The sequence below is a fragment of the Blastocatellia bacterium genome (assembly GCA_035275065.1).
GTDB lineage: Bacteria > Acidobacteriota > Blastocatellia > UBA7656 > UBA7656 > DATENM01.
On record DATENM010000017.1, the window covers coordinates 64,889 to 86,784 of the forward strand.

27 protein-coding genes are annotated in these 21,896 nt (G+C 56.1%); 14 read left to right on the forward strand and 13 right to left on the reverse strand.

The genetic code is table 11. The annotated features are described in order from the left end of the window. The first annotated feature begins 49 nt into the window (after positions 1-49). The 9 genes from VJ464_03145 (at position 50) to VJ464_03185 (ending at position 10,821) form a co-directional block, all read left to right on the forward strand. The gene (locus tag VJ464_03145) at positions 50-3,625 is read left to right on the forward strand and encodes a tetratricopeptide repeat protein (protein HKQ04103.1); all 3,576 of its coding nucleotides are present in this window, start codon (positions 50-52) and stop codon (positions 3,623-3,625) included. A gap of 111 nt (positions 3,626-3,736) precedes the next feature. Next, positions 3,737-4,885 (forward strand): thiolase family protein, encoded by a 1,149-nt coding sequence (locus VJ464_03150; GenBank protein ID HKQ04104.1) that lies wholly within the window; start codon positions 3,737-3,739, stop codon positions 4,883-4,885. Between the two features lie 58 nt (positions 4,886-4,943). Beyond that, positions 4,944-6,104 (forward strand): thiolase domain-containing protein, encoded by a 1,161-nt coding sequence (locus VJ464_03155; GenBank protein ID HKQ04105.1) that lies wholly within the window; start codon positions 4,944-4,946, stop codon positions 6,102-6,104. Positions 6,105-6,117: 13 nt separating this feature from the next. After that, positions 6,118-6,957, forward strand: coding sequence for a Zn-ribbon domain-containing OB-fold protein (locus tag VJ464_03160; GenBank protein HKQ04106.1), 840 nt, complete (start codon positions 6,118-6,120; stop codon positions 6,955-6,957). Between the two features lie 11 nt (positions 6,958-6,968). Then, on the forward strand, positions 6,969-7,433 hold the full coding sequence (locus VJ464_03165) for a Zn-ribbon domain-containing OB-fold protein (protein HKQ04107.1): 465 nt from the start codon (positions 6,969-6,971) through the stop codon (positions 7,431-7,433). 42 nt (positions 7,434-7,475) lie between these two features. Next, entirely contained in the window at positions 7,476-8,981 is a 1,506-nt protein-coding gene (locus VJ464_03170; protein HKQ04108.1) for an ATP-binding protein, read from the forward strand. Between the two features lie 154 nt (positions 8,982-9,135). Continuing rightward, positions 9,136-9,597: a GspH/FimT family protein gene (locus VJ464_03175; protein ID HKQ04109.1), complete on the forward strand. Its 462-nt coding sequence runs from the start codon at positions 9,136-9,138 to the stop codon at positions 9,595-9,597. Between the two features lie 143 nt (positions 9,598-9,740). Continuing rightward, positions 9,741-10,253 (forward strand): metallophosphoesterase family protein, encoded by a 513-nt coding sequence (locus tag VJ464_03180; GenBank protein HKQ04110.1) that lies wholly within the window; start codon positions 9,741-9,743, stop codon positions 10,251-10,253. Positions 10,254-10,272: 19 nt separating this feature from the next. Continuing rightward, the gene (locus tag VJ464_03185) at positions 10,273-10,821 is read left to right on the forward strand and encodes a DUF4112 domain-containing protein (protein HKQ04111.1); all 549 of its coding nucleotides are present in this window, start codon (positions 10,273-10,275) and stop codon (positions 10,819-10,821) included. A 115-nt stretch (positions 10,822-10,936) separates the two neighbouring features. Here VJ464_03185 and VJ464_03190 read toward each other — a convergent pair whose 3' ends face one another. Beyond that, positions 10,937-11,518 carry an IS5 family transposase gene (locus tag VJ464_03190; protein HKQ04112.1) on the reverse strand — a complete coding sequence of 194 codons (582 nt, stop codon included), beginning with the start codon at positions 11,516-11,518 and terminating at the stop codon, positions 10,937-10,939. A 13-nt stretch (positions 11,519-11,531) separates the two neighbouring features. On the opposite strand from VJ464_03190, the gene VJ464_03195 reads away from it, so the two are divergent. Continuing rightward, a complete protein-coding gene (locus VJ464_03195) occupies positions 11,532-11,918 on the forward strand; it encodes a transposase (GenBank protein HKQ04113.1) in 387 nt (128 codons plus the stop codon). A 98-nt stretch (positions 11,919-12,016) separates the two neighbouring features. Here VJ464_03195 and VJ464_03200 read toward each other — a convergent pair whose 3' ends face one another. The 11 genes from VJ464_03200 to VJ464_03250 form a co-directional block, all read right to left on the reverse strand. Further along, positions 12,017-12,283 carry a DUF2442 domain-containing protein gene (locus tag VJ464_03200; GenBank protein ID HKQ04114.1) on the reverse strand — a complete coding sequence of 89 codons (267 nt, stop codon included), beginning with the start codon at positions 12,281-12,283 and terminating at the stop codon, positions 12,017-12,019. A 10-nt stretch (positions 12,284-12,293) separates the two neighbouring features. Beyond that, positions 12,294-12,554: a DUF4160 domain-containing protein gene (locus VJ464_03205; GenBank protein ID HKQ04115.1), complete on the reverse strand. Its 261-nt coding sequence runs from the start codon at positions 12,552-12,554 to the stop codon at positions 12,294-12,296. Between the two features lie 159 nt (positions 12,555-12,713). Then, positions 12,714-13,100, reverse strand: coding sequence for a type II toxin-antitoxin system VapC family toxin (locus VJ464_03210; GenBank protein ID HKQ04116.1), 387 nt, complete (start codon positions 13,098-13,100; stop codon positions 12,714-12,716). After that, complete coding sequence (locus VJ464_03215; protein HKQ04117.1) at positions 13,097-13,324, reverse strand: DUF2281 domain-containing protein; 228 nt, start codon at positions 13,322-13,324, stop codon at positions 13,097-13,099. Before VJ464_03215 ends, VJ464_03210 begins: the two co-directional genes overlap by 4 nt. 207 nt (positions 13,325-13,531) lie before the next feature. Further along, on the reverse strand, positions 13,532-16,096 hold the full coding sequence (locus tag VJ464_03220; protein ID HKQ04118.1) for a hypothetical protein: 2,565 nt from the start codon (positions 16,094-16,096) through the stop codon (positions 13,532-13,534). A 74-nt stretch (positions 16,097-16,170) separates the two neighbouring features. Next, positions 16,171-16,944 (reverse strand): hypothetical protein, encoded by a 774-nt coding sequence (locus VJ464_03225; GenBank protein HKQ04119.1) that lies wholly within the window; start codon positions 16,942-16,944, stop codon positions 16,171-16,173. Between the two features lie 247 nt (positions 16,945-17,191). After that, complete coding sequence (locus VJ464_03230) at positions 17,192-17,737, reverse strand: HXXEE domain-containing protein (GenBank protein HKQ04120.1); 546 nt, start codon at positions 17,735-17,737, stop codon at positions 17,192-17,194. 129 nt (positions 17,738-17,866) lie between these two features. After that, positions 17,867-18,091 (reverse strand): type II toxin-antitoxin system HicA family toxin, encoded by a 225-nt coding sequence (locus VJ464_03235; GenBank protein ID HKQ04121.1) that lies wholly within the window; start codon positions 18,089-18,091, stop codon positions 17,867-17,869. Further along, the gene (locus tag VJ464_03240; protein HKQ04122.1) at positions 18,088-18,300 is read right to left on the reverse strand and encodes a type II toxin-antitoxin system HicB family antitoxin; all 213 of its coding nucleotides are present in this window, start codon (positions 18,298-18,300) and stop codon (positions 18,088-18,090) included. Before VJ464_03240 ends, VJ464_03235 begins: the two co-directional genes overlap by 4 nt. Before the next feature lie 164 nt (positions 18,301-18,464). Further along, positions 18,465-18,803, reverse strand: a complete 339-nt coding sequence (locus VJ464_03245) for a DUF5615 family PIN-like protein (GenBank protein ID HKQ04123.1) — start codon at positions 18,801-18,803, stop codon at positions 18,465-18,467. Between the two features lie 3 nt (positions 18,804-18,806). Then, on the reverse strand, positions 18,807-19,136 hold the full coding sequence (locus VJ464_03250; protein ID HKQ04124.1) for a DUF433 domain-containing protein: 330 nt from the start codon (positions 19,134-19,136) through the stop codon (positions 18,807-18,809). A gap of 697 nt (positions 19,137-19,833) precedes the next feature. Here VJ464_03250 and VJ464_03255 point away from each other — a divergent pair. From VJ464_03255 to VJ464_03270, 4 genes are all read left to right on the forward strand, one after another. Then, positions 19,834-20,034 carry a hypothetical protein gene (locus VJ464_03255; protein ID HKQ04125.1) on the forward strand — a complete coding sequence of 67 codons (201 nt, stop codon included), beginning with the start codon at positions 19,834-19,836 and terminating at the stop codon, positions 20,032-20,034. Continuing rightward, on the forward strand, positions 20,031-20,291 hold the full coding sequence (locus VJ464_03260; GenBank protein HKQ04126.1) for a hypothetical protein: 261 nt from the start codon (positions 20,031-20,033) through the stop codon (positions 20,289-20,291). The genes VJ464_03255 and VJ464_03260 overlap by 4 nt, the downstream gene beginning before the upstream one ends. A 127-nt stretch (positions 20,292-20,418) precedes the next feature. After that, complete coding sequence (locus tag VJ464_03265) at positions 20,419-20,652, forward strand: CopG family transcriptional regulator (GenBank protein ID HKQ04127.1); 234 nt, start codon at positions 20,419-20,421, stop codon at positions 20,650-20,652. Positions 20,653-20,664: 12 nt separating this feature from the next. Continuing rightward, on the forward strand, positions 20,665-21,045 hold the full coding sequence (locus VJ464_03270; protein ID HKQ04128.1) for a type II toxin-antitoxin system VapC family toxin: 381 nt from the start codon (positions 20,665-20,667) through the stop codon (positions 21,043-21,045). Between the two features lie 72 nt (positions 21,046-21,117). On the opposite strand, the gene VJ464_03275 is transcribed toward VJ464_03270, so the two are convergent. Continuing rightward, a partial coding sequence (locus VJ464_03275) for an IS5 family transposase (GenBank protein ID HKQ04129.1) occupies positions 21,118-21,896 on the reverse strand: 779 nt, incomplete at its 5' end.

Consider the following 21,896-nt stretch of genomic DNA (forward strand, 5'->3'; position numbering starts at 1 on the left):
AGCCGTTATCAACGGCGCCCAGAAGGCGACAAGCCCGGCAAAACTGGAATTGCATAAGCCGACAGAAGCGACTATCGCGGCGGGCGAAACGCGGCTCTATCGCCTGGACATCAACGCCAAACAATTCATTCGCGTCCGCGTCCGACAACGGGGCATCAACCTCGGCATTGCCTTGCTCTCCGCCAATGGAACACGGATTCAAGAGACTGACGCCAATAAAAACCCCGATGGCGATGAATCACTTGCCGCCATCGTTGAAACGGCGGGCCGGTATCAGATCGAAGTGAGCGGGGCTGCCGGCACCGGGCCCGGCAGCTTTGTCATCACTCTCGAAGACTCGCGCGATGCGACGGCTGAAGATGCCGCCCGCGTCGAGGTGGTCAAGCTCTTAACTGAGGGCAAGCGATTACAAGAAGCGCAGACCCGCGAAGCGCGCGCCCAGTCCATTCCGGTTTATCAACGCGCTCTCGAACAGGCGCGCGCGGCCAACGATAAGAAAAGCGAATCGGTGACACTTTACGAGCTGGCGCAAGCGCTGCGCGCCGCCGGCAAGCATCAGGACGCTATCGGCTACTATGAACAGGCGCTGCCTATCCTGCGCGACCGTCAGGATCGTCGCGCCGAAGCCAATGTGTTAAACAGCATGGGCATCGCTTACGACAGCCTGCGGCAGAAAGACAAGAGCCTGGAATACTACGAGCGAGCGCTGACGATCTATGAAGAAGTCGGGGATGGGCGTGGCCGCGGCGAAAGCTTGAATAACATCGGCAACTATTACCGCACGACGGCGAACTACAAGAAGGCGCTCGAATACTTCGAGCGGGCGCGCACGGATTTCGGCGCCTTTGATGATCGCTCGAAGATCGTTTTTTATAACAACCTCGGGCTCACTTATCGCCAGCTCGCCGAATGGCAGAAGGCGCTCGATAGTCACAACGAGGCGCTGCGGCTGGCCGAAAAAATCCCTGACCGCGATCAACAGGCGACAACGCTCAGGCTGATTGGCCAGCTTCATGAAGCCAAGGGCGAAATGGATGCGGCAATCGAGACCTACAATCGGATGCTGCCGATCTTCCGCGAAGCCAAGAACCGTCGCGGCGAGGCCAATGCGCTGAACCTGATCGGCGAAGTCAATCGCAAGCGCGGCAATGGCGACCCCGCGCTTGAATACTTCAAGCAATCGCTGGCGCTCTTTCAGGCCGAGCATGACCTTGCGGGCGTCGCCACCATCTATAACAACATGGCGCTGGTGTCCCGGGTTCGCGGCAGCTTTCAAGAGGCGCTCGACTATTACCAAAAGGTGCTGGCGACCGACCGCGAGGCGAATTCGCCAAAGGAGTTCGACGCGCAGACCCTCAACAACATGGGGCAGGTTTACTTTTACCTGAACAACCTGCCGAAAGCCTTAGAGCTTTACAACCAGGCGCTCGCCATTTTCGAATCATCCGGCGACCGACGGCGCGCCGGACTGGCATTGAATAACATCGGTCAGGCGCTCTTAGCGCAGGACGAGCTAGTCAAGGCGCTCGATTATTTTGAGCGCGCCCTCGCCATTCATCAGCAAACCAGGGACAGGGCTGGTGAAGCGGCGACGCTCGGCAATCTGGCCGAAGTTTATCGCAAACAGAAGAGCTATCCGAAAGCGCTCGACTTCGGCGAGCGGGCACTGGCGGCAACCCGCGAGATCAAGAATCGCAACCTCGAAGCGCTCACGCTCGTCAGCCTAGGCAAGACCTATGGCGCAATGCGCGACCTTGATAAATCACAACAGGCCATCGAGGCGGCGCTGGCGCTGGTGCAGCAAACGCGTGATCGTTCAACTGAGATCGAGGCGCTCTACACGCTGGCACTGATCCATCGTGGGCGCGGCCAGCTCGATCAGGCATTGAAGCGAATTGAAGCGGCCATCCAGATCATCGAAGGCGTGCGCAGTGAAGTGAAGCAGGCCGACCTGCGCATCAGTTACTTCGCCTATGTGCAGCAGTTTTATGGGCTCTATATCGATCTGCTTATGAAGTTGCATGCGCTCAAGCCGTTGAGCGGCTACACCGCCGCGGCGCTTGAGACGAGCGAGCGGGCCAGGGCGCGCAGTCTGCTCGACTTGCTGGCCGAAGCCCACGCAGACATCCGCCAGGGCGTCGAGCCGGCGCTCCTGGAAAAAGAGCGCAGCTTGCGGCGCGGGCTCAACGAGAAGGCGCAAAGGCAATTGCTGCTGCTGAGCGGCGCGCATACGGAGATCGAAGCCGATGCCATCGAAAACGATCTGGTCGCCATCAAGGCGCAGCTCGTCGAAGTCGAGAATGAAATCCGCACGCGCAGCCCGCGCTATGCGGCGCTCACCCAGCCACAGCCTTTGACCGTCGCGCAGATTCAAAAACAGGTGCTCGACGACGACACCATGCTGCTCGAATACTGGCTCGGGCCAGAGCGCAGCTTTCTCTGGGCCGTCACCAGTGATGACATCAAGAGTTATGAGTTGCCTGGGCGCGCCGAGATCGAAGCCGTGGCGCGGCGCTATTACGGCTTGCTCACAGACCCTAGCAATAAGCTGCGGGCGCGCGCCGATCAACGCGGTTTGAGGGCGCAGGAGTTCGCCAAACAGGATGCAGACTTCACGACGACCGGGCGGCAGTTGAGCGAAATGTTGCTCTCGCCTGTTGCGCGACAGCTCCATCACAATCGCCTGCTGATTGTTGCCGACGGCGCGCTGAACTATGTTCCTTTCACCGCATTGCCGCTGCCGAAAGCGCACTCGGAAGAACCGGCCTTTCATCACAGGCCGATGGTCGCCCGGCACGAGATCGTCATGCTGCCATCGGCCTCGACGCTGGCTCTATTGCGACGCGACACGGCCAACCGGCAGCCCGCGCCCAACACCCTCGCCATTCTCGCGGACCCGGTTTTTGATCAAACCGATGCGCGCGTCAAAGGCGCGGGTAGTCGTAGCGGTAATCGTCCACAGCCGGCTGTGGACGACGAGCGCGGCCTGAGCGTCAAGCTCGGCACGGCGGCCGCCGATGTCAGTGGCGGGACGGGCGCGGCTCGCATCAATCGCTTGCCTGAGACTCGGCGCGAAGCCGAATCGATTGCCCAGTACGTCCCTGAAAGCGAGCGGCTCGAAGCCCTCGACTTCGACGCCAGCCGACAACTGGCGACGAGCGACAAGTTGAGTAGCTACCGTTACATTCACATCGCGACGCATGGTTTCTTGAACAGCGTCCACCCGGAATCGTCGGGAATCGTGCTGTCGCTCGTGGACCCTGGCGGGACGCAACAATCCGGGTTTATGGTCGCCGACGAGTTTTATAACTTAAAGCTCCCTGCCGAGCTGGTTGTGTTGAGCGCCTGCCAGACAGGACTGGGACAAGAAGTGCGCGGCGAAGGGTTGATCGGCCTGACGCGCGGGCTGATGTACGCCGGCGCGGCGCGCGTCGTCGTCAGTCTCTGGAACGTTGACGATGCCGCCACCGCCGAGCTGATGGGTTATTTCTATAAGAAGCTGCTCAAAAAAGAGAAGACGCCATCCGAGTCTTTGCGCGACGCGCAGTTGAAAATGCTCGATCATAAACAATGGTCCGCGCCCTATTTCTGGGCCGCCTTCGTCCTCCAAGGCGAGTGGCGGTGAACGGACTAGAGAGGTTTCGATTGCGTTTGCGATGTAGCGCAATCTGTTAGCTTGCGCATCGGCTCGCGCAAGCTAACAGATTGCGCTACATGGTATTCGAGAAGCGAAGCTATGCGAAGAGTTGCCATAGTCGGGTCGGCACAGACCGTCCATGAGCGGCGCAAGGCCGATCAAAACGTCGAAGACATGATCTTTGAAACGGTCACGGCGCTGCTCGAACAGAGCGGGCTGACGATCAGCGATGTTGAGATGGTTATGGGCGCGGGCGACGACGTGATGGATGGGCGCAGCATCTCGAACGTCTTCACGGCAGAATACGCCGGCGCGTTTTTGAAGGAGGAATCGAAGGTCGAAGATGACGGCGCGTTTGCGGCCTGTTACGCCTTCATGCGGATCGCCGCGGGGGCCTTTGATACGATCCTGGTCTATGGCTACAGCAAGTCATCCGATTCTTCGCCCCAGCATTATTCGGGGATGATGGCCGACCCGTTTTACCTTCGCCCGCTCGGCGTCGAGGCGCTGACGGCGGCGGCTCTGCAAGCGCAATGCTACTTTTCGCAATACGGCGCGGGCGAAGCAGACGCGGCACTGGTCGCGGTCAAGAATCGCCGCCAGGCCATGCGCAATCCTTTTGCGCAGATCAAAGGCGAATACACGATTGCTGAGGTGATGGCCTCGCCCATGATCGCTACGCCAATTAAACGGCTCGACGCCTCACCGATAACGGATGGCTGTTGCGCCATGCTGCTGATGTCAGAAGAAGCGGTGAAAAAGTACGGCTTGAAACCGGCGTGGATTCGCGGCCTCGGTTTCTGCACAGACAGTTACTACCTGGGCCACCGCGACCTGGCAGAGATTCGCTCGGCGCATCTCGCCGCGGAGCGGGCCTATGACATGGCCGGCATCAGCCGTCCGGGCGCTGAGATTGACGTGGCAGAGATTCACGAGCCGTTCGCCTTTCAAGAGTTGATGGTCTATGAAGCACTCGGCTTTTGCGACAAAGGTAAAGGGCGCGACCTCTTGCATTCGGGCGCGACCGGCGTAAACGGGACAGGCCGCCTGCCGGTCAATCTTTCGGGCGGCGCGCTGTCGGCAAATCCGATCTTTGCAACCGGCTTGATCCGCCTGGCCGAAGCCGCCCTTCAAGTGACCGGTCAGGCGGATGGCCATCAAGCTGATGCTCGAACCGTCGTGGCGCACGCGACTTCAGGGCTGGCGCTGCAATCCAACATCGTCTACGTCCTCGGCGCTCACCCTTAATTTGAACACCGAAATTTGAATACCCACGGATAAGAAAGGTTATCAGACGGAGGTCGCGGTGAGACGAGTCGCCATCATCGGCACAGGGCAGACGAAATGCAAAGAGCGGCGCGACGACGTCAGCTTTCCCGGCCTCATCTACGAGGCCGCGAGCCGCGCCCTCATAGATGCCGGCATCACCATCAGAGAGGTTGATGCGGTCGTCTTCGGCAGCGCCCCGGAGCTTTTTGAAGGCGTCAATCATCCGGAGCACTGGTGCGCCGAAGCCGCCGGCGCATGGCGCAAGCCGGTGATGCGCATACACACAGGCGGCACGGTCGGCGCTTCGACAGGCATCGGCGCGTTTTACTATATCGCTTCGGGCATGTTCGACACGGTGCTGGCGGTGACCGGCGATAAGCTGTCGGAATCGCCCGTACAGTTGGGCCTTTCGACGGTCTACGACCCGATTCTCGGCCGCCAGTTCGCTTGCGGCGCGCCCTCGGCGGTGGCGCTTCAAGCGCGGCAGTATATGGACGAGTATGGCGTCACCGAAGAACAGGCCGCGCTGGTCGCGGTCAAGAATCGCAAGAACGCGTTGCTGAATCCGTATGCGCAGCTAAAGATTCCGCAGATCTCCGTCGAGATGGTGATGAATTCGCCGGTCTTGTCGTCGCCGATCAAGCTGCTGGATGCGTGCCCGGCTTCCGACGGGGCGTGCGCAATGGTCTTGACCAGCGAAGCGCGCGCCGAAAAGCTCAATCCGCGACCGGCGTGGATACAGGCGGTCGCCTCGGTCAACGAAGGCGTCTATTACCCCGGCCGCGACTTTGCAACCCCGCTGGCGTTGATGGAAGCGGCAAAGAAAGTTTACAAAGTGGCCGGCATTACCAGGCCGCGGCAGGAGCTGGACGTTGCCGAGCTTTACGAGGCATTCTCGTTTCAGGAGATGTTATGGACGGAAGCCATGTTCTTCTGTGAGCGCGGCGAGGGCGGCAGGCTGGTCGAATCGGGCGCGACCGAGATGACCGGCGATCTGCCGATTAACCCGTCGGGCGGCGTGCTTTCGACTAACACGATTGGCGCGACGGCGATGATGCGGCAGGCTGAAGCCGCGATGCAAGTCATGGGTCGCGCCGGCGAACATCAGATTGACGGCGCGCGCACGGCCATCGCCCACGGCTGGGGCGGGGGCATTCAGTTTCACACGCTGATGATCGTCAGCGCGGCGAAGGGATAGTCTCTAAAACGGAATGATTCTAGAAGGCGACATTACGATCCCGTATAAGTGGACGACGGGGGCAACCACGGGGAGGTTTCTCGCGGAGCTGAAAGAGAATGCCCGGCTGGTGGGAGCGCGTTGCCAGGACTGCGGCAAGGTCTATGTACCGCCGCCCGATCTTTGTGGCGAATGCTACAGACCGCTCGGTGACTGGGTGCCGCTCAGCGGCGAAGGAACGGTTGTCGCGATCACCAACGTCGAGCGTAGGATGCCCTGGAGCCCTTCGCCTACGCCTTACGCGCTCGGCTTGATCCGACTGGACGGCGCGGATACGAACCTGCTGCACATGGTCGCGCCCGGGGTGAAGGCGGGCGACCGCGTCGCGGCAGTCTTCAAAGCCGCGCGCAGTGGGGTGTTGCTCGACATCGAAACCTTCGTGGCGCTCGATGCGACAGATGCGCGGGCCGACGATCAGCAGCAAACTCCCAATGTAGGCGCTGAGACAAAAACCGAATCTCAATCGCGATCATCAACAGGAGGAACAAGCACACAGATGGAAACATTCAAAGAAGTCAGCGAAGTTTTCCGCGCCTTGCCCGGCAACTTTCATCAAGAGAAGGCCGACGAAAACCTGTCCTTCTACTTCTCGATTGACGGCGAGCAGTGGACCGTGCTGGTGACGCCCGAAAGCTGCGACGTACAGCCGGGGAAGACTGTCGAAAACGCCGATTGTTTCCTTAAGACTTCGGCGGAGATTTTTCTAGGCACCATCAATGGCACTTACACCCCTTCGATGACCGACCTGGTCATGGGGAAGGTCAAAACCAACAATCCGTTTCTGCTGCAAAAATTCCGCGATCTTTTCGCGTAATCGGCCCGAATATGGCTGAAGAAAAGAACTCACCGGCGCCGGTCAAAGAGGTGCGCGGCCAGATTAGCATTCCCTACCGCTGGTCTTACGGCCATGCGCTGACGCGCTTCTTCGAAGAATCGAGAGATCACCGCCGCCTGATGGGCACGCGCTGCCCGCGCTGCGCGTCGGTGATCGTTCCCGCGGCGCGCATCTGTACTCGCTGTTATGTCGAAGCCAGCGAATGGGTCGAGGTCAGTGACCACGGCATGCTAGCGACTTACACGACCGTGCATCTGCCCTTCCCCGGACAGCCGACCGAGCCGCCATACACCTATGGGTTGATTCTGCTCGACGGCGCCAGCAACTACTTTTCGCATTTGATCGACGAGCCGGTCGAGCGCCTTGCCTGCGGCATGCGCGTTCAAGCCGTCTGGGCGGATCATCGCAAAGGCGATTTGTTCGATATCCAATGCTTCGTTCAAGAAGCGGTGTGACCAGGCTTTGACTTTGCGGGCTGAACGGACGATCCCGGCTGTATGAAATTAGGCAGAGATGAAAACAAAGCGCGGCTGGCGATTCTCACCTTTGCGCTGATCCTGCTGCTGCTCATCGGCCTGAGCCTCGGCCTCTACCTCAGGGCGCGCGGCCAGGCCGGGGCCTCGCCGGTTGTCGTTTATCTTTTCAGCTATCAACTGATCGTGGTGGCCTTCGGGCTGTGCATGATCTACTTGCTGGTGCGCTGGCTGCTGCGTCCCTATCGGCGCATGGTCGAGGCGGCCCGCGACAGTCCTGTTCATGCGTCGGCGGCGATGAGCGAGAGCGAATTCGTCGTCGAGACCTTTCAGGCGCTGGTCGAGCAGCTTCAGGCCAAAGAGCGTGAGCTGGCGCAACTGCACACGCTGGAACGACGCCGCGCCGAACGCTCCGAACGGCTGAGCGAGCGCCTGATCGCTAACATCCCCAGCGGCCTGGTGACGGTTGACCAGTCGGGGGCGGTCACCTCCGCGAACGCGCACGCCTTGAAAATACTTGGCGCTCGCCTCAACACCGCGCAACTGTACGAGCCAGGGACGGCGATGTTTGCGCCCGGCGGGGATTACCGCGCCCTCCTTCAGCTCTCACCGCGGCTCGTCGAGATGATTGGCGAATGCCTGGAAACGGGCCGCGCCTTCCGCCGCGAAGAAGTCGTGCTATCGCTTCCCGACGGTCGGGCGCGCCATCTGGGGCTGAGCATTTCGCCGATCAGCGACGCCGGGCAAACCGTCGAAGGCGCGCTCTGCCTGCTCACAGACATCACCGAAGTGTTGGAGCTGCGCGAGCGCATACGCCTGCAAGAAAACCTCGCCAACCTTGGCGAGATGGCCGCCGGGCTGGCACACGAGTTTAAGAATTCGCTGGCGACGATTCACGGCTATGTGCAATTGCTCGACCGCCAGTCGAGCGCCGTGCCTGCCGCCGACCAGCACCTGACGCTCGATGCGATGCTGAACGAAGTGCGATTGCTGACGCGGCTGGTCACCGATTTCTTAAACTTCGCGCGCCCGCAGCAACTCAGCCTTGCGCCGGTCGCGCTACGCGAGTTGATCGATCACTGCGTCCACGAATTGCACCCCCAACTAAGCGACAGCGGCATCGGGCTTCATGTAGATGGCGAATTCGACGAAGTGGCCGCCGACGAGAGTTTGCTCCAGCGCGTCTTTCTGAACCTGATTCGCAACGCCATTGAAGCCATTGACCCGAATGCGCCCGAAAAACTGATCCGCATCAACGGCAGCCTGGACCCCGGCAGTCACCGGCGCTTTGCTCACGTTCGCGTCAGCGATACAGGCGGCGGCATATCGAGCGAAGACCTGCACCACATCTTCATCCCATTCTTCACTACAAAATCACGCGGCTATGGCATCGGGCTGGCGCTGGTGCAGAAGATACTGATGGCGCACGGTGGCGACGTCGCGGTCGAATCCAGCAGCGCCGCCGGCACAGTCTTCCATTGCCGCATCCCGCTATCGCTCACACCGGGCGGTGTGGAGGAATCAACCTAATCCGTTGACTATCGTAACAGCGGCGCGGGAATCGGCGCTTGGGCGGACAGTTTCAATTCAAATAACTCCCGCCAGCAAACCATTTAACCCAGGTCCAGAGGTGGCCAGACAATTGCACATCTGACGGCTGGTCTGCCCCCCGACGGAGGACGAAGTGCAAACATCAGCAAAGCAAAAGCATCAACCCGGTGAAGCGGGCATGGGCCTGATGGAAGTCATCGTCGGCAGCCTCTGTGCGTTGATCGTGATGTTTGTTCTCCTTCAAGTCGGGCGCATCGCTTATTCGAAGATCACTTTGCGTTGGGCGACCGAGAGTTTGGCCAGCGAGCTGAAGGAGGCGAAGGAGCTTGCAAAAGCGCGCGGGCAGAATGTCTCTGTCCTCTTCGACGCCAAGCGCAATCGCTATGGGATTGACCGCAATGGCAATGGCAGCCTTGAGGGCAGCGAAGCCGAAGAACTGCCGGAAGCGATGAGCCTTGCCGAAGACGCTGCCGTGACTTTCACGAAGGCGGGCGTGCTGGCGCCAAAGTCGAAAGAGCCGCAGATCATCCTGAGCAATGTGCGCGAATCGCATCACGTGACGGTCAGCAGCGCCGGGATTATCGATACCGACTGAAGATTGATTTGTCTGTCGCTAATGATGGGCGGAGACAGGAGTCGCTCTGCCCTTGGGCGAGCCATAGCAATCCTATGGCTCGCCCTTTTTTATATTCCTTTCCTCAGCTTCGCTCACCCTTCAACGGCTGCTAGAATTATGGTGTGGCTCGCAAGACAGACCGCGGCGCGGAGGCGAGGTTGAAGCTGGGAGTGATTTCAGACACGCATGGGCTATTTGACGAGGCGGTCATCAACGTCTTCGCGGGCGTTGACGCCATCATCCATGCGGGCGACATCGGCAAGCTCGAAATCATTCACCGCCTGGAAGCCATTGCGCCGGTCCTTGCGGTCGAAGGCAATAACGACTGGTTTGGCGCTTACCCGACAGAGCGCCTCGAAGCATTGAATGGCCAGCGCGTGCTGATCCGCCATATGTTCGGCGAGTTACACCAGTTGGACGCATCGGCCTACCAGACGCTTGAAACCGTGCGGCCCGACGTGCTGGTCTTTGGCCATTCGCACAGGCCCTACGCGCAAGAGATCAACGGCACACTATTATTCAACCCCGGCAGCGCCGGCCCGCGCCGCTTTAAGCTGCCGCGTACCGTGGGGCTGCTCAGGCTTGATCAGGCAAACCTCTCTACAGAAATCATCACGCTTGAAGGGCCTGAATAACCGCTGAATTATGGATAAAATGGCCGAAAAACCGAATAGCTTCACCGACCGCGCGCTTGCCGAACGTCCCGTGCAGTCCGCCGTCCGCGGCAAGCTGCGCGACATTGTCGATGCGCCGATAGACACACACCTGGAGCGCATTGAGATGTTCATGGATCGCGCCATCCGCATCCCCGGCACCAACCTGCGCTTCGGGCTTGACCCGATCATCGGCTTCTTCTTTCCGGTGGCCGGTGACTGGCTCGGAACCCTGGTGGGCGTTTACATCGTGCTCGCCTCTATCCGACATGGTTTGCCGAAAAGCGCCATCACACGGATGGTCTTCAATGTCGGCGTTGACTTTCTACTCGGCAGCCTGCCGCTGGTCGGCGACGCCGTTGATTTTGCCTGGAAGTCGAATAGTAAGAATTTGCGCCTGCTGAATCAGTACGCCAAAGGCAAAGGCGGCTCGGTGTGGAGCGACTGGCTTTGGGTTTTCATGCTGCTCGGCATCCTGTTCCTGCTTGGTGCGGGGCTTATCGGCCTGGCGTACTATGCAATCCGGCAAGCAGGTTTCAGACTCTTTTAAGGCTGAGTGGCTGTCTGAGCAGTCCTGTAGGGACGCGATGTTTATAGTTGCCGGTGGCTTTGTTGTGTAAATCGAAATGGAAGCAGTCTTCCACAATATCGAACTCGGCAACTGCTCACACGGCGTAACTGTCTGGCATTCCCAAATGCGTCATCCGGTTCAATGCCGCACACCTGACTAGCACTTGCGTCGCTTGCCCTGCAAACTGACGCGCGCTGAGGCGATCTCCGAAGATCACTTTCACCCGAAACATCTGCGTCTCGGCCAGACTCCGCCGATCATAGCCTACTTCTTGCTTCCATTGTTTGGGGCCCACCTGGCGAATCCGTCGCAGGTTTTCATCGCGAATCAAGCGCTCGGCCTGGCGATTGCCGTGCTGCCATATCTTCGCATTGCGGCGTGGCCGAATCGCCGCTTTCGCTTTGCGCTGACGAATGGCTTCATAGCAATTGCGCTTATCATAGGAGCCATCGCCGCTCACCTGCGCCAGCTCACCGCCGACTTGCTCAAGCAGGTCTTCGAGCACTTGCGAGTCGGCGACGTTGTTGGTCGTTACCACCGCCGCGACGATCTCGCCCGTCGCCGCATCCGCGCCCAGATGCAACTTGCGCCAGGTGCGACGTTTCGTGTAGCCGTGTTGGCGAACTTTCCATTCGCCTTCGCCGAAGACTTTCACCCCCGTCGAATCGACGACCATGTGCAAGGGCTCATTGGCCCAGATCGGCGGCCAGATCGAGCAGGTGACCGGCGATGGCGGCTACGATTATGTGGATTGTTATGAGGCCATCGCCGAGCGCCAGGCGAGAGCGGTGATCCCGCCGCGACGGACAGGCCGATTGCGCCCAGCCGATGAGCGATTCCGCGCCAGAGACAGCAACCTGCGACGGATCAAGCAAGTTGGTCGAAAACAGTGGAAGCGAGAGCGCCAGTATCATCGGCGGAGTTTGGTAGAGACGGCGATGATGCGGCAGAAGACGATCTTCGGCAGCGGGTTGAGCAGTAGAAGGTTCCATAATCAAGCGGCAGAGATGAGCCTGAGATGCGCGGCGCTCAACCGCATGACACATCTGGGAATGCCAGAAAGCGATGCGATCTAAGCCGCGTTTGATGCTTTACAGATAAGGTGTACTCAATAATCGAATTATGCAGCAACGCCGCGGTTTTCGGCTAACTATGCCCTGATTCATCTTTGACTTCAACTTGTCTGCAATAACTCTGGCTTGGCGATTGGTTCGCTGATTTCATACAAGAAATCGGGCGACATATCCGCGCCGTTGCCCCAAACGATTGTATCTAATTCTCGATTCACAGTTGCGCTTTTGAAATAGTCAATCTCCTTTAACGGCTCAAACACTTCTCCGTCTAGATGTCGCTCTAGATCAGCCACCCTTATACTCCCGTCTTCAAATGTCAGCAGCAATTTATATCCTGAGACATATTCCACATCCTTAACGTAATGCATATCGAACCTCCTATTGCAAAGGCTGAATACTCCGCAACGGTTTCATGGCCATCGCAAGCTCCCAATTCTGCATCAACTCATCTCGATGCTCAAACGCCCATTCCAGTACCAAGGCGACGACACGCTTGGGCAAGTGGCCCTCAATAAGCTTCAAGTCGGAGATAGTGAAAACCCCGGTTTCACCGGAATACTTGGCGTGAAAGTGGGGCAAGCCATGTTCTTTATAATAGATCGCGATGACTATCCCGAAGAATCTGCTGATTTCTGGCATAGCCAGGATTTTATCAGCTGGCTTTAGACTGATGCCATCCCGCGCCTAACGCTCGCGTTCACCGGGCCGCCGCGCGGCAATGGCCAAAGGATGAGAATTGCGCTGCGGCGGCTCCGGTGCAACGCCTTGTTGGGCGGCGTGTCGCAACAACAATTTTTTTTACCACAAGCGTGATATTGGATAGGCGTCAAGCGCCGAATCAATACTCACAATTCGCATCTGCTCGACGATAGCTTGCGCTATCAATAGTCGATCAAACGGATCTCTGTGGTGGAATGGCAGAATGATTAGCGCGGAAGCATGAGTCACTTCGACAGGCAGCAGCTCAAATCCATTCGCATTGAGCTGGTCCGGTATCAAAGTGGAAAACGGAGCCGATAAAAATAGCTTGCCGACACTTAGTTTGATAGCTATCTCCCACACGCTCGCAGCACTTACATGCTTCTCGTTTGCTAAGTCCTCTATTGCTGCGCGGGCTTTGACGCTGAGATTGGGATTGCCCATTATGAACCAAAGGAATGTGTGCGTGTCTAATAGGAGTTTCATTCCATGTATTCTTTAAAGTCTTCGAGCGGTTCATCAAAATCATCCGACATGGTTATCAATCCTTTGGCACTACCGAACTGAGGGCGCGACTTGGCCGTCGCGATAGGGACGAGCTTTACGAGGTGTTCAGCGTCCTTCGCAATGATGATCTCTTCGCCCCCGACGGCAGCGTCTATGAGATCAGGTAACTGCGTTTTTGCTTCTTCCAGACTAACTTGGTGCATCTTTTCACCTCTCGCTTGAGAGAATAGCACATTCTGATTAGCATAGGGCAAGACGCCCAACGCCCCGCGTAACCGGGCGCGCGAGCGGCAATGGCAAGAACCATAAGAAATCCGCTTCGCGCGCTCCGGTTCACGCGATTGTTAGGCCGCTTTCAAGTGTGAGATAGCAGCGCTACACAAATACGCCTCGAAAGTTTAGGGGTCACACTAAAACCTGGTTCTAGGCTTAGGCGGTTTAGGCAAATCTTGATGACGGGCATCGGACTTTTCGTTTATGCCTAAAAGGTTCTCCAAATCCTGAAATTTCAGCGTATTGGGATCAGGCAGTGAATCCGGCAATTCTCCCTCATCTTTTGTCTGCAAAACATAAGCAAGATTAATCCCCTCGCGAATACTCTGTAAGGCTTCAATCGAAGAGAGCGCACCGACTCCATTTTCAGCACCTAGTTTTCTGCCTTCTCTAAGATGGTTCTTGGACTCTTCTAGATCGAACATAGGTTTAAGGTTCCTGTGTGCTCTACCGTCGAGACCTAGTTGCGCTGCTCCTGCGCAAGCTTTGATGAATATCACCATCGCGGAAGTATCATAGAACCTGATGTTGCTCGGGTCCCCCGTCTTCTCGAATAACTTGCCGAGCGATGAAGTAAGTCCAGACAGCACCATTACTGCCGGTGTATCGCCCGGACGTCGCTCGCGAACGAAATCAGATAATGCGATGCCGGAAAGCCACGTGCTATAACAGTGATTGCCGATCTGCCCTTCTGAGACGCTCCATTCATAGAAATAACCCTTGTTAGGCTGCACAGTGCTATAACGTTGACGAAAGGTATTTGCGGCTTTCTGCTTCTGTTCGGCATCACGATAAATATGCGCCAATGTAACTACTGGAAACGGATCATGTGACTCCACGTCCGCGAGGACCTCGGCCAAGCGAGCAGCTAAATCGACCTGTTTTCTCCTGAAATAATAGCGGGGCAGATCATTCCAAGGCTTGATCGTTTCGTCATCCAACTGGCCGCCTTGTTTATCAAGATAATCCATTCGAGCAGCGCGGAGCAAATCGGGAAGAATGAAACGATTAAACCTATCAGGGGCCGTATCAGACAAAATTCGTTTGGCAACTTCCGCAATCATCCTGTGACGCGCTAGAATATACCATCCCGAATCCGTCACCGCTTCATCTGCTAATGGCGTGATTACCTTGTCATCAAAGTCTTCCCAGGAACAAGAGATCACTCGCTTTAAAACCGGCCTGGACAGTATAGGGCGCTGGTCGGCATGCAAAGCAACTATATAAGCGAAAGCATCTTTTAACGTTCTGCCGCCGGGCGCTTGCTGCATATCGAGCCGTTTTAGAATTTCGCTGATGTAGTCTGAAAACGTTCGACTCTTGCGGGCTATGAGCATAGCTCCTAAAAGTGAGCCTTCCTCAGGGTTCCTGGCTCTTTCTCCACGAGCTAATTCCAACAAATGCCGGGCGCGATCCTCTTCTCTCACTTCGGCGAGATGCCCAAGGCTTCCTGCATCTTGCCAGGCTTTGACAATGTCAGCGGCGTCTTCCAGCGAGTCCAATTTGATCATCTCTCGAACGAAGTCTCTTTCTCCAAGATACCTGCGCCATTCGAACTCATCCGGAGCATTCGCCCATAACCAATCGGTTCCCCTGCTGGCGAGAAGAAACTGAATGTTGCAGCGCGGTTCATCACGAATAAGCCGTACTTGCTCGTAAACATCTTTTGCAATCGTCTCAGCATTATCCGAGACGATTACGAAATGGTCTTGTTCCTTCATTAGCTGTCGCACCAATGAAGACGGTAAAGGAGTAAGCCAATGCCGATGCCAGATTATATGTATTCTCGCATAACGGCAGGTTAAATCGACGACCAGTTGTTGCAGGATGGTCGATTTCCCCTCCCCGCCCGGTCCACTCAACAAAGTTACTCGTAAACGTCCGGCGTAAGCTGCGTCGGCTATCTCCCCCCTCAACCTTTTCACTATCTGTCGTCTAGGAACGCTGTCAGAAGCGGCAACCTTCCAAGTCGGGGCTTCGCCATCAAAGTAGTCCGCTACTTCAACTTTATCTAATCTATTGCCGTCAGCAAGTTCTCCGCGCAACTCATCCAATTGCCGGCGACTTATGTATTCCCATCCTTCGGGCAGGTTAAGATCAGGAGGCGGATTCAAATCTATACTAACGAGGGCGCCCTCAGCCTGCCAGTTACGCATGATTTGTAACAGATGGTCGTAGGCAATCTTGCTCAACTCCTGGCTGTGTGGCGTTCTGCGGAAAGCGGATTTTTTCTTATACGGCCACCAGAATTCGCCTATTGAAAAAAATCCCCGGAAGTGTATCAAGTATTCGCGCTGGATTCGCTCATTATCATTTTTTAGGTCAGGCGTTTTTTCACATAGGTATAGTAAGACACGCGAGTAATCGGGCTGCCTCCATGTCTTTGAAGCGCGGCCATACTCCTGCTCTAGGTCGAATGCGGAACTCAGGACATCGGTTCCGAAGTGCTTCCAAAAAACGCCAATTATAATGTCGGGGCTGTAGCAGCGATAGATTTCTTCTATCAGCAAGTAGGGGGTTTCGCAATAAAAGCCTGGGAAGCTTCCTTCGCAACACCAAGCTATAATTTCTGCCTGCACGGGGCAATTTTCCGCCAGGGCTACCCGGTTCAGTTCATCTACAACTTCCGTTAAGTCGTTCTTCGCGTCTTTTACGTCTTCGGCTAAAGCCACGACGATTCTGAGTGTTTTTTGTTCCTTCATACAACGAGCGTTTTCAGGTTGAGTTGAGGTTATCGTTTGTTGGCCAAATGGCGGTCATATCATGCCACACCCGTCTAGGGTTCTGATTGCAGAGATGAAGAACGTGACCGTAAGCTATCGGCGGTTTGGGCTGTGTCACCTACGTCAGCTTCTTCCGTAACGGCTGCTAATGGATTACCTAAGCTGAGAATCTGATCAATTATAGCTATAAATTCTTGCCAGAGATATGGCGCAGCGTTTTCAAAAGAAGAGCTTGCCAACACCTCAGCCATGTCGTCTGATGAGAAATGAGAATACTTTCTGTCATGTCTGCGTGCCTTCTCGGTCAGCACATCTTTTATTCTAGTTAATCGGTCAAGCTGCGAGTGAAAAAAGTTAATCTGGCGTATTTCCATTTGACTGAGAGCAAGGGGTAAAAAGTATGAGGACTGCTGGCCATACCAAAAACGGTGGCTCCAGTCGGGCAGATATACAGCAGTAAAGTGTTGCCTCTTTTCAAACCACTTATATTTGTCTAACTTCCTTTCCGCATCTGCAATGGCTTGGCCGTAATAAGCACTTATTTCTTCTCCCAATGTATCTTTGAGGTTGTCACGAAACCAGCTTAGGTCAATAAAGTTTTGCCGAATTTCTAGTCCGAGTAGTAGGCGCACTGATTTAATCTGCTCGTCCTGCTGTTTTCCTTGCTCTGCTTTAGCGCGAGCATCACGTTCAAGCGCCGATCTTTCACTCAACTCGTAAGCCCTGCGCGCTCCACGTTCAGCGCCCCAAATTGCACCTATCACGGTGAAAGGAATGCTAGCAAATGCAGCAATAAGTTGTAATAAGTCTTTTGTGTTCGGGTCCATATTATTTCCTTAAACTACCATACGGATTCATTAATAGTAGAATTAGGAAAGCTTGTCAAAGTCGAGTAAGATCGTATAAAAGCAATAACAAACAGCATTGCGTTTTACTTCTATAGCTTTGCTACTTTTCGTCATTAAACCATATGAGGCCTAACGAACACACATCACCGGGCCGCCGAACGGCATCGCGGGTAACGACGTGAACTCCGCTTCGGCGGCTCCGGTGCAACGCCTTGTTGGGCGGCCTTTAGCCAGGAGCCAGCCACGCCGCTACCGTGTAGGCCAACAGCACCGCAGGCACAAACAACAGCAGTGCCACGCTGCTCGCCACCGCTGTCGGGCGCCTCTTGAGCGCCCCTCGCCGCGTCAGCTTCCGATAGACGAACACCGACGCTGGCACGACAATAACCACGGCACTGACGACGCCAGGCGTATAGCCGCCGAATGCCACGCTCTGCGCCATATGGGTAAATGCGTGTAGGAAGAACGCACCGAGCAGTCCACCATAGGCTACACGCCACACGGGCGATGCGGGGCGCGACCACACACCAGCCGTAATCACCACGAAGACGATCATCATGCAGCCAATTGCGACCCCGGCTCGGGCGAATGTCGTCGGTAGCGCGGCGGCCGCATCACCGGCGCCGACCGCGGAAAGCAACGTCTCGATTTGGCTGCGGTGCGATGCTACCCAAGCGGGCATCGTCGCCAGTTCCTCGGCGTCGTGGAGCACGAAGGCGGCTGGCAGCACCCAGTAGACCCAGCCGCTTACCGCCGATTCGTATCTGCTCATTCTCTTCTTACCCGCCACGGTGGACGCCCAACGCTCGCGTTCAGCGGGGCCGTGAACGACACTTGAAGTTCATGAGAACTGCGCGGCACGACCTCCGCTGCAACGCCTTGTTAGACGTGGCTCAGTCCGTCATAACAGATCTTTGAATTCATCTACTGCCAAACCAACTTCACGGATTATCGCCCGCAGTGTCCCCTTCGCAATTTCTTTATGGTCCGGCACAGTCACTCGCCTGTGTGGAGAATCTGTTTGTCTCAGTATTATATGGCTACCTCGCTGCCGGTCTTGTTCGTAGCCAATCTTCTTAAGTGCCTTGACTACTTCGCGTCCAGAAATACGCGGTAAGTCACTCACGCTGAAACCTCTACAATCTCCTCGGAGATCGGAGGGGGAATAGGTTCGTTATGAGCTTCTAAGCTTTCTAGGTAACCCGCGATGGCTTCTTTGATATTGTCTAGAGCCTCGGATCGAGTTTCTCCCTGAGAAATACACCCCGGCAGAGCAGGTACTTCCGCAACATATACCCCATCTTCATCCTGCTCAATCAACACTCGATACTTCATTCTTATTTCCTCCTCTCCGCATCGTATAGCAATTTGCCTTGCCACGTCTAACGCACACGCAGCAGCGGGGCCGCGAGCGGCGATCAAAGTCTGATAAGCAACTTGCTTCGCGGCCTTCGCTGCAACGCCTTGTTAGAGGCTGCCGGGCAGTTATCCTACATTCATTATGCGTTTGGACGGTTCACACGGATGAGTTGACCAGCCACTCCCTCCGACTCCAGTGCCCTGTGAATCCTGTTGGCTTGTCTCTCAAAATCTCGATCAAATGTACAGACGATAATACCCGAGTGGTCAAGGCTAGAATTGTGTAATCGAACAAAGTCCTTCCGATTTATCGTCAATACCGCTCTGCCATCATTGTGGGCGACAGTCAGGACAATATCATCATTGATTGATTGGTTGGCCATCCCTGCTTCTTGCAGCGTCCGGACATCGTGTCCAAATCGACGAAGACTCAGCACCACTGGCAGCGGGAAGTTCTCATCCGCAAAGAGCCGCGCCATCAGCTAAGCAGCCTCATTTTCTCGAATTTGTCGCTCAACCTCTTCCCGATGGGAGTTTACATAGGCCCAAGCATTAGCCAAGTCGCTGGCTCTCAATGTTGGGTAGATTCGCAGTATTTCAGACTCGCTCGTTCCAAGCCTTCGTGCTTGTTCCAATACCCAGACTGGGATGCGAGTACGAACGATCCGCGGCTCGCCCCCACAGACCCCAGGAGTCATCTCAATCCCTGGGAAGGCTTCGCCCAAATCTCGGACGACCAACTGTAAAAGTTGAGCTTTTTCCGCCCGGCTCATCTGCGCCAACAATTTTTCGACTTCTTGAAATGCACTCATAAATCTCGCCTCACTTCAGGCAAATCATTTCATAGATATGATCAGGGACGCAACATTGCGAATCAGCATCTAACGCTCGACATCACCGGGCCGCCGAACGGCATTGGCCGAGCATGAGAACAGCGCTTCGGCGGCTCCGGTGCATGTCATTGTTGGGCGCCTTCTCCACAGTCGCTGAAGTGCGAAGTGGTTGGTGCCACGAGCTTGGTTGGGTCCGCAACTCGATCCTGCGGTGATGGCCAAAGGCAAAGGCCAGCGCCGCACCGACAAACCACCAGCAATCGCCTTGGCCAGGTTGGGCATCGTCTTGGCGCCTCTCCCGGCAGCCGAGCCGCTTCGCTGCGGGCCAACCTCTGTCTAGCCAGCGCGGCCCTCTCGGCGCAGCAAGCGAGCGGCACGAGTCACGGCTAGCGGAGGGCCATGCATCAGCGGGGCGGAAATGGTAGGTAGCCCAAGGGGGCGGTATGCAAGGGAAGCCGAAGAAAGAAAGCGAGGCCATGGCGGTGATCAGCCGCGAGTGGCATGAGAGGATCGCCATGATTAGGCTTGCGTACGTCGCCCAACAAGGCGTTGCACCGGAGCGCGGGCAGCGCCATTCATGTGATTCTTTGTGAGGCCGTTGCCCGCGCCCGGTAAACGCAGGCGTTAGACGTCCACAATAATTGCGCTGATTAATGGATTGGAGTAATCTCTCGATATGAGTTCAGTACAAGAAATTCAAGATGCGGTTAGCCATCTCTCCGCAGAAGATTTGACGGCGTTCCGGGAGTGGTTTGCTGAGTTCGATGCAACTTTGTGGGACAGGCAGATGGAGGCGGATGTTGCTGCTGGCCAATTAGATAAACTCGCAGACGAGGCCTTGCAGGATTTACGAGAAGGGCGCTGCACTGACCTGTGAGACATCGCGCGACGCCCCGCTTCTGGTTTTGTTACCACCAACTTCCAAATGAAGTACAGAGGTTGGCAGACAGATGTTATGCCCTGCTGCAACAGGATTCCCAACATCCATCGCTACACTTAAAGAAGATAGGTCGGTTATGGTCAGTGCGGGTTGGCCTACATTACCGAGCCCTCGCCGTAGAAGATGAGAATGATTTGGTATGGTTCTGGATTGGCTCACATGCAGAATACGATAGGCTGATAGGTCGCCAATAGACGTCTAACGCCCGCGTTCAGCGGGGCCACGGGCGGTGTAGCGAGAAACCATGTGAGCCGCGCTTCGTGGCCTGCTTGCTCATCCAAGGCTCGTTAGATTACCATCAACTTCGTTTGGAGGCTCTTTATGCTTGATACAGAGATAAATTTAACAGAACAGGAACGAAATGCGCTTCAAGAAATATCTCGCCGTACGGGAAAGACCGAGGGCGAATTGGTCCGTGAGGCGCTTGATCAATTCATCGCACAATTTCAAAACGAAGACCAGCGTAGGTTGATGCAGAAGGCAAGAGGAATTTGGAAAGACCGGCAAGACCTTCCCTCCTTGCAAGAACTCCGAAATGAATGGGACCGGATTTAACGACACAACGATATGTCCCTACTGATAGATACCGATGTCCTGATTGATTACCTGCGAGATCAGACTGAAGCCGTATCGTATTTGGAATCCATAACCGAGCAAGTATTCATATCTGCCGTAACCGTTGCCGAACTTTATGCGGGTGTTCGCGAAGGAGAAGAGCGAACGGCGTTAGATGATTTTGTAAAGGCGTTTGAAATTGTTCTGATTGACGAAGCCATTGCTATCCAAAGTGGTCTGTACAGACGAGACTATCGTAAGAGTCATAATGTTGGCTTGGCGGATGCGATCATTGCAGCTTCTGCCGAGTCGAAGAACGCCGTGTTGGTGACACTGAATAAGAAGCATTTCCCGATGCTGGCGAACGTAACAGTTCCATATCGGAAAGCTTGATACGTGAGGTGAAAGGCTTTGTTGAATAAATCAGGAACGTGAACAGGCTAGCGCCGCCGCATCAGCTCGGCTTCAGATTCGGCAACTCTCAGGCATGCCGAGATCCGTCATCCGGTTCAAGGCCGCGCATCGAATCATCGCCTCTGTCGCTTGCGTGTCATCGCGCCGGCTGCGCAGCCGCTCTGAGAAGATCGTCTTGAGCCGGAAGAAGGCCGTCTCGACCAGCGAGCGCCGGTGATAACCTGAACGTTTCTTCCAGCCCTTCGCGCCATGCTTTTGGACACCGCGCTGATTGCGGTTGCGATCTTTGAGATCACTGTCTTGCCAAAGTGTCGAGCCTTTGCGCGGCGGGATGATGGCTCTCGCTCCAGGCTGGTGAATGGCCCGGTAACATTGCCGTGCGTCGAAGGCGCCATCGCCATAGATGCGCTCGATGGGCGACTCGACCTGCTGAAGCTGGCGCGCCAGCATGCGAGGATCAACAACATTGGCGTCGGTGAGCAGAGCGGTGGTGATCTGCTGCGAGTCAGCGTCAATGCTGATATGGAGTTTGCGCCAGCGGCGGCGATAATCCTGGCCATGAGTGCGGACTTTCCATTCACCCTCGCCGAAGACTTTCAGGCCGGAGGCATCAAAGACGAGGTGTTTGATGGGCTTTGCCGGGGGTGCAGCGAGTGAGAGGTTGAGGCGACGAGCGCGCCGGCAAAGCAGCGAGTAATGAGGTATAGGCAGCCTGAGCTTCAGCATGCGGAATAGGGAGGAAGCAAGGCCTTGCGTCTGGCGCAGAGGGAGATGAAAGACTTGGCGCAGGAGCAGACAACAGCGGATGGCGGCATCGGCGTACTTCAGTG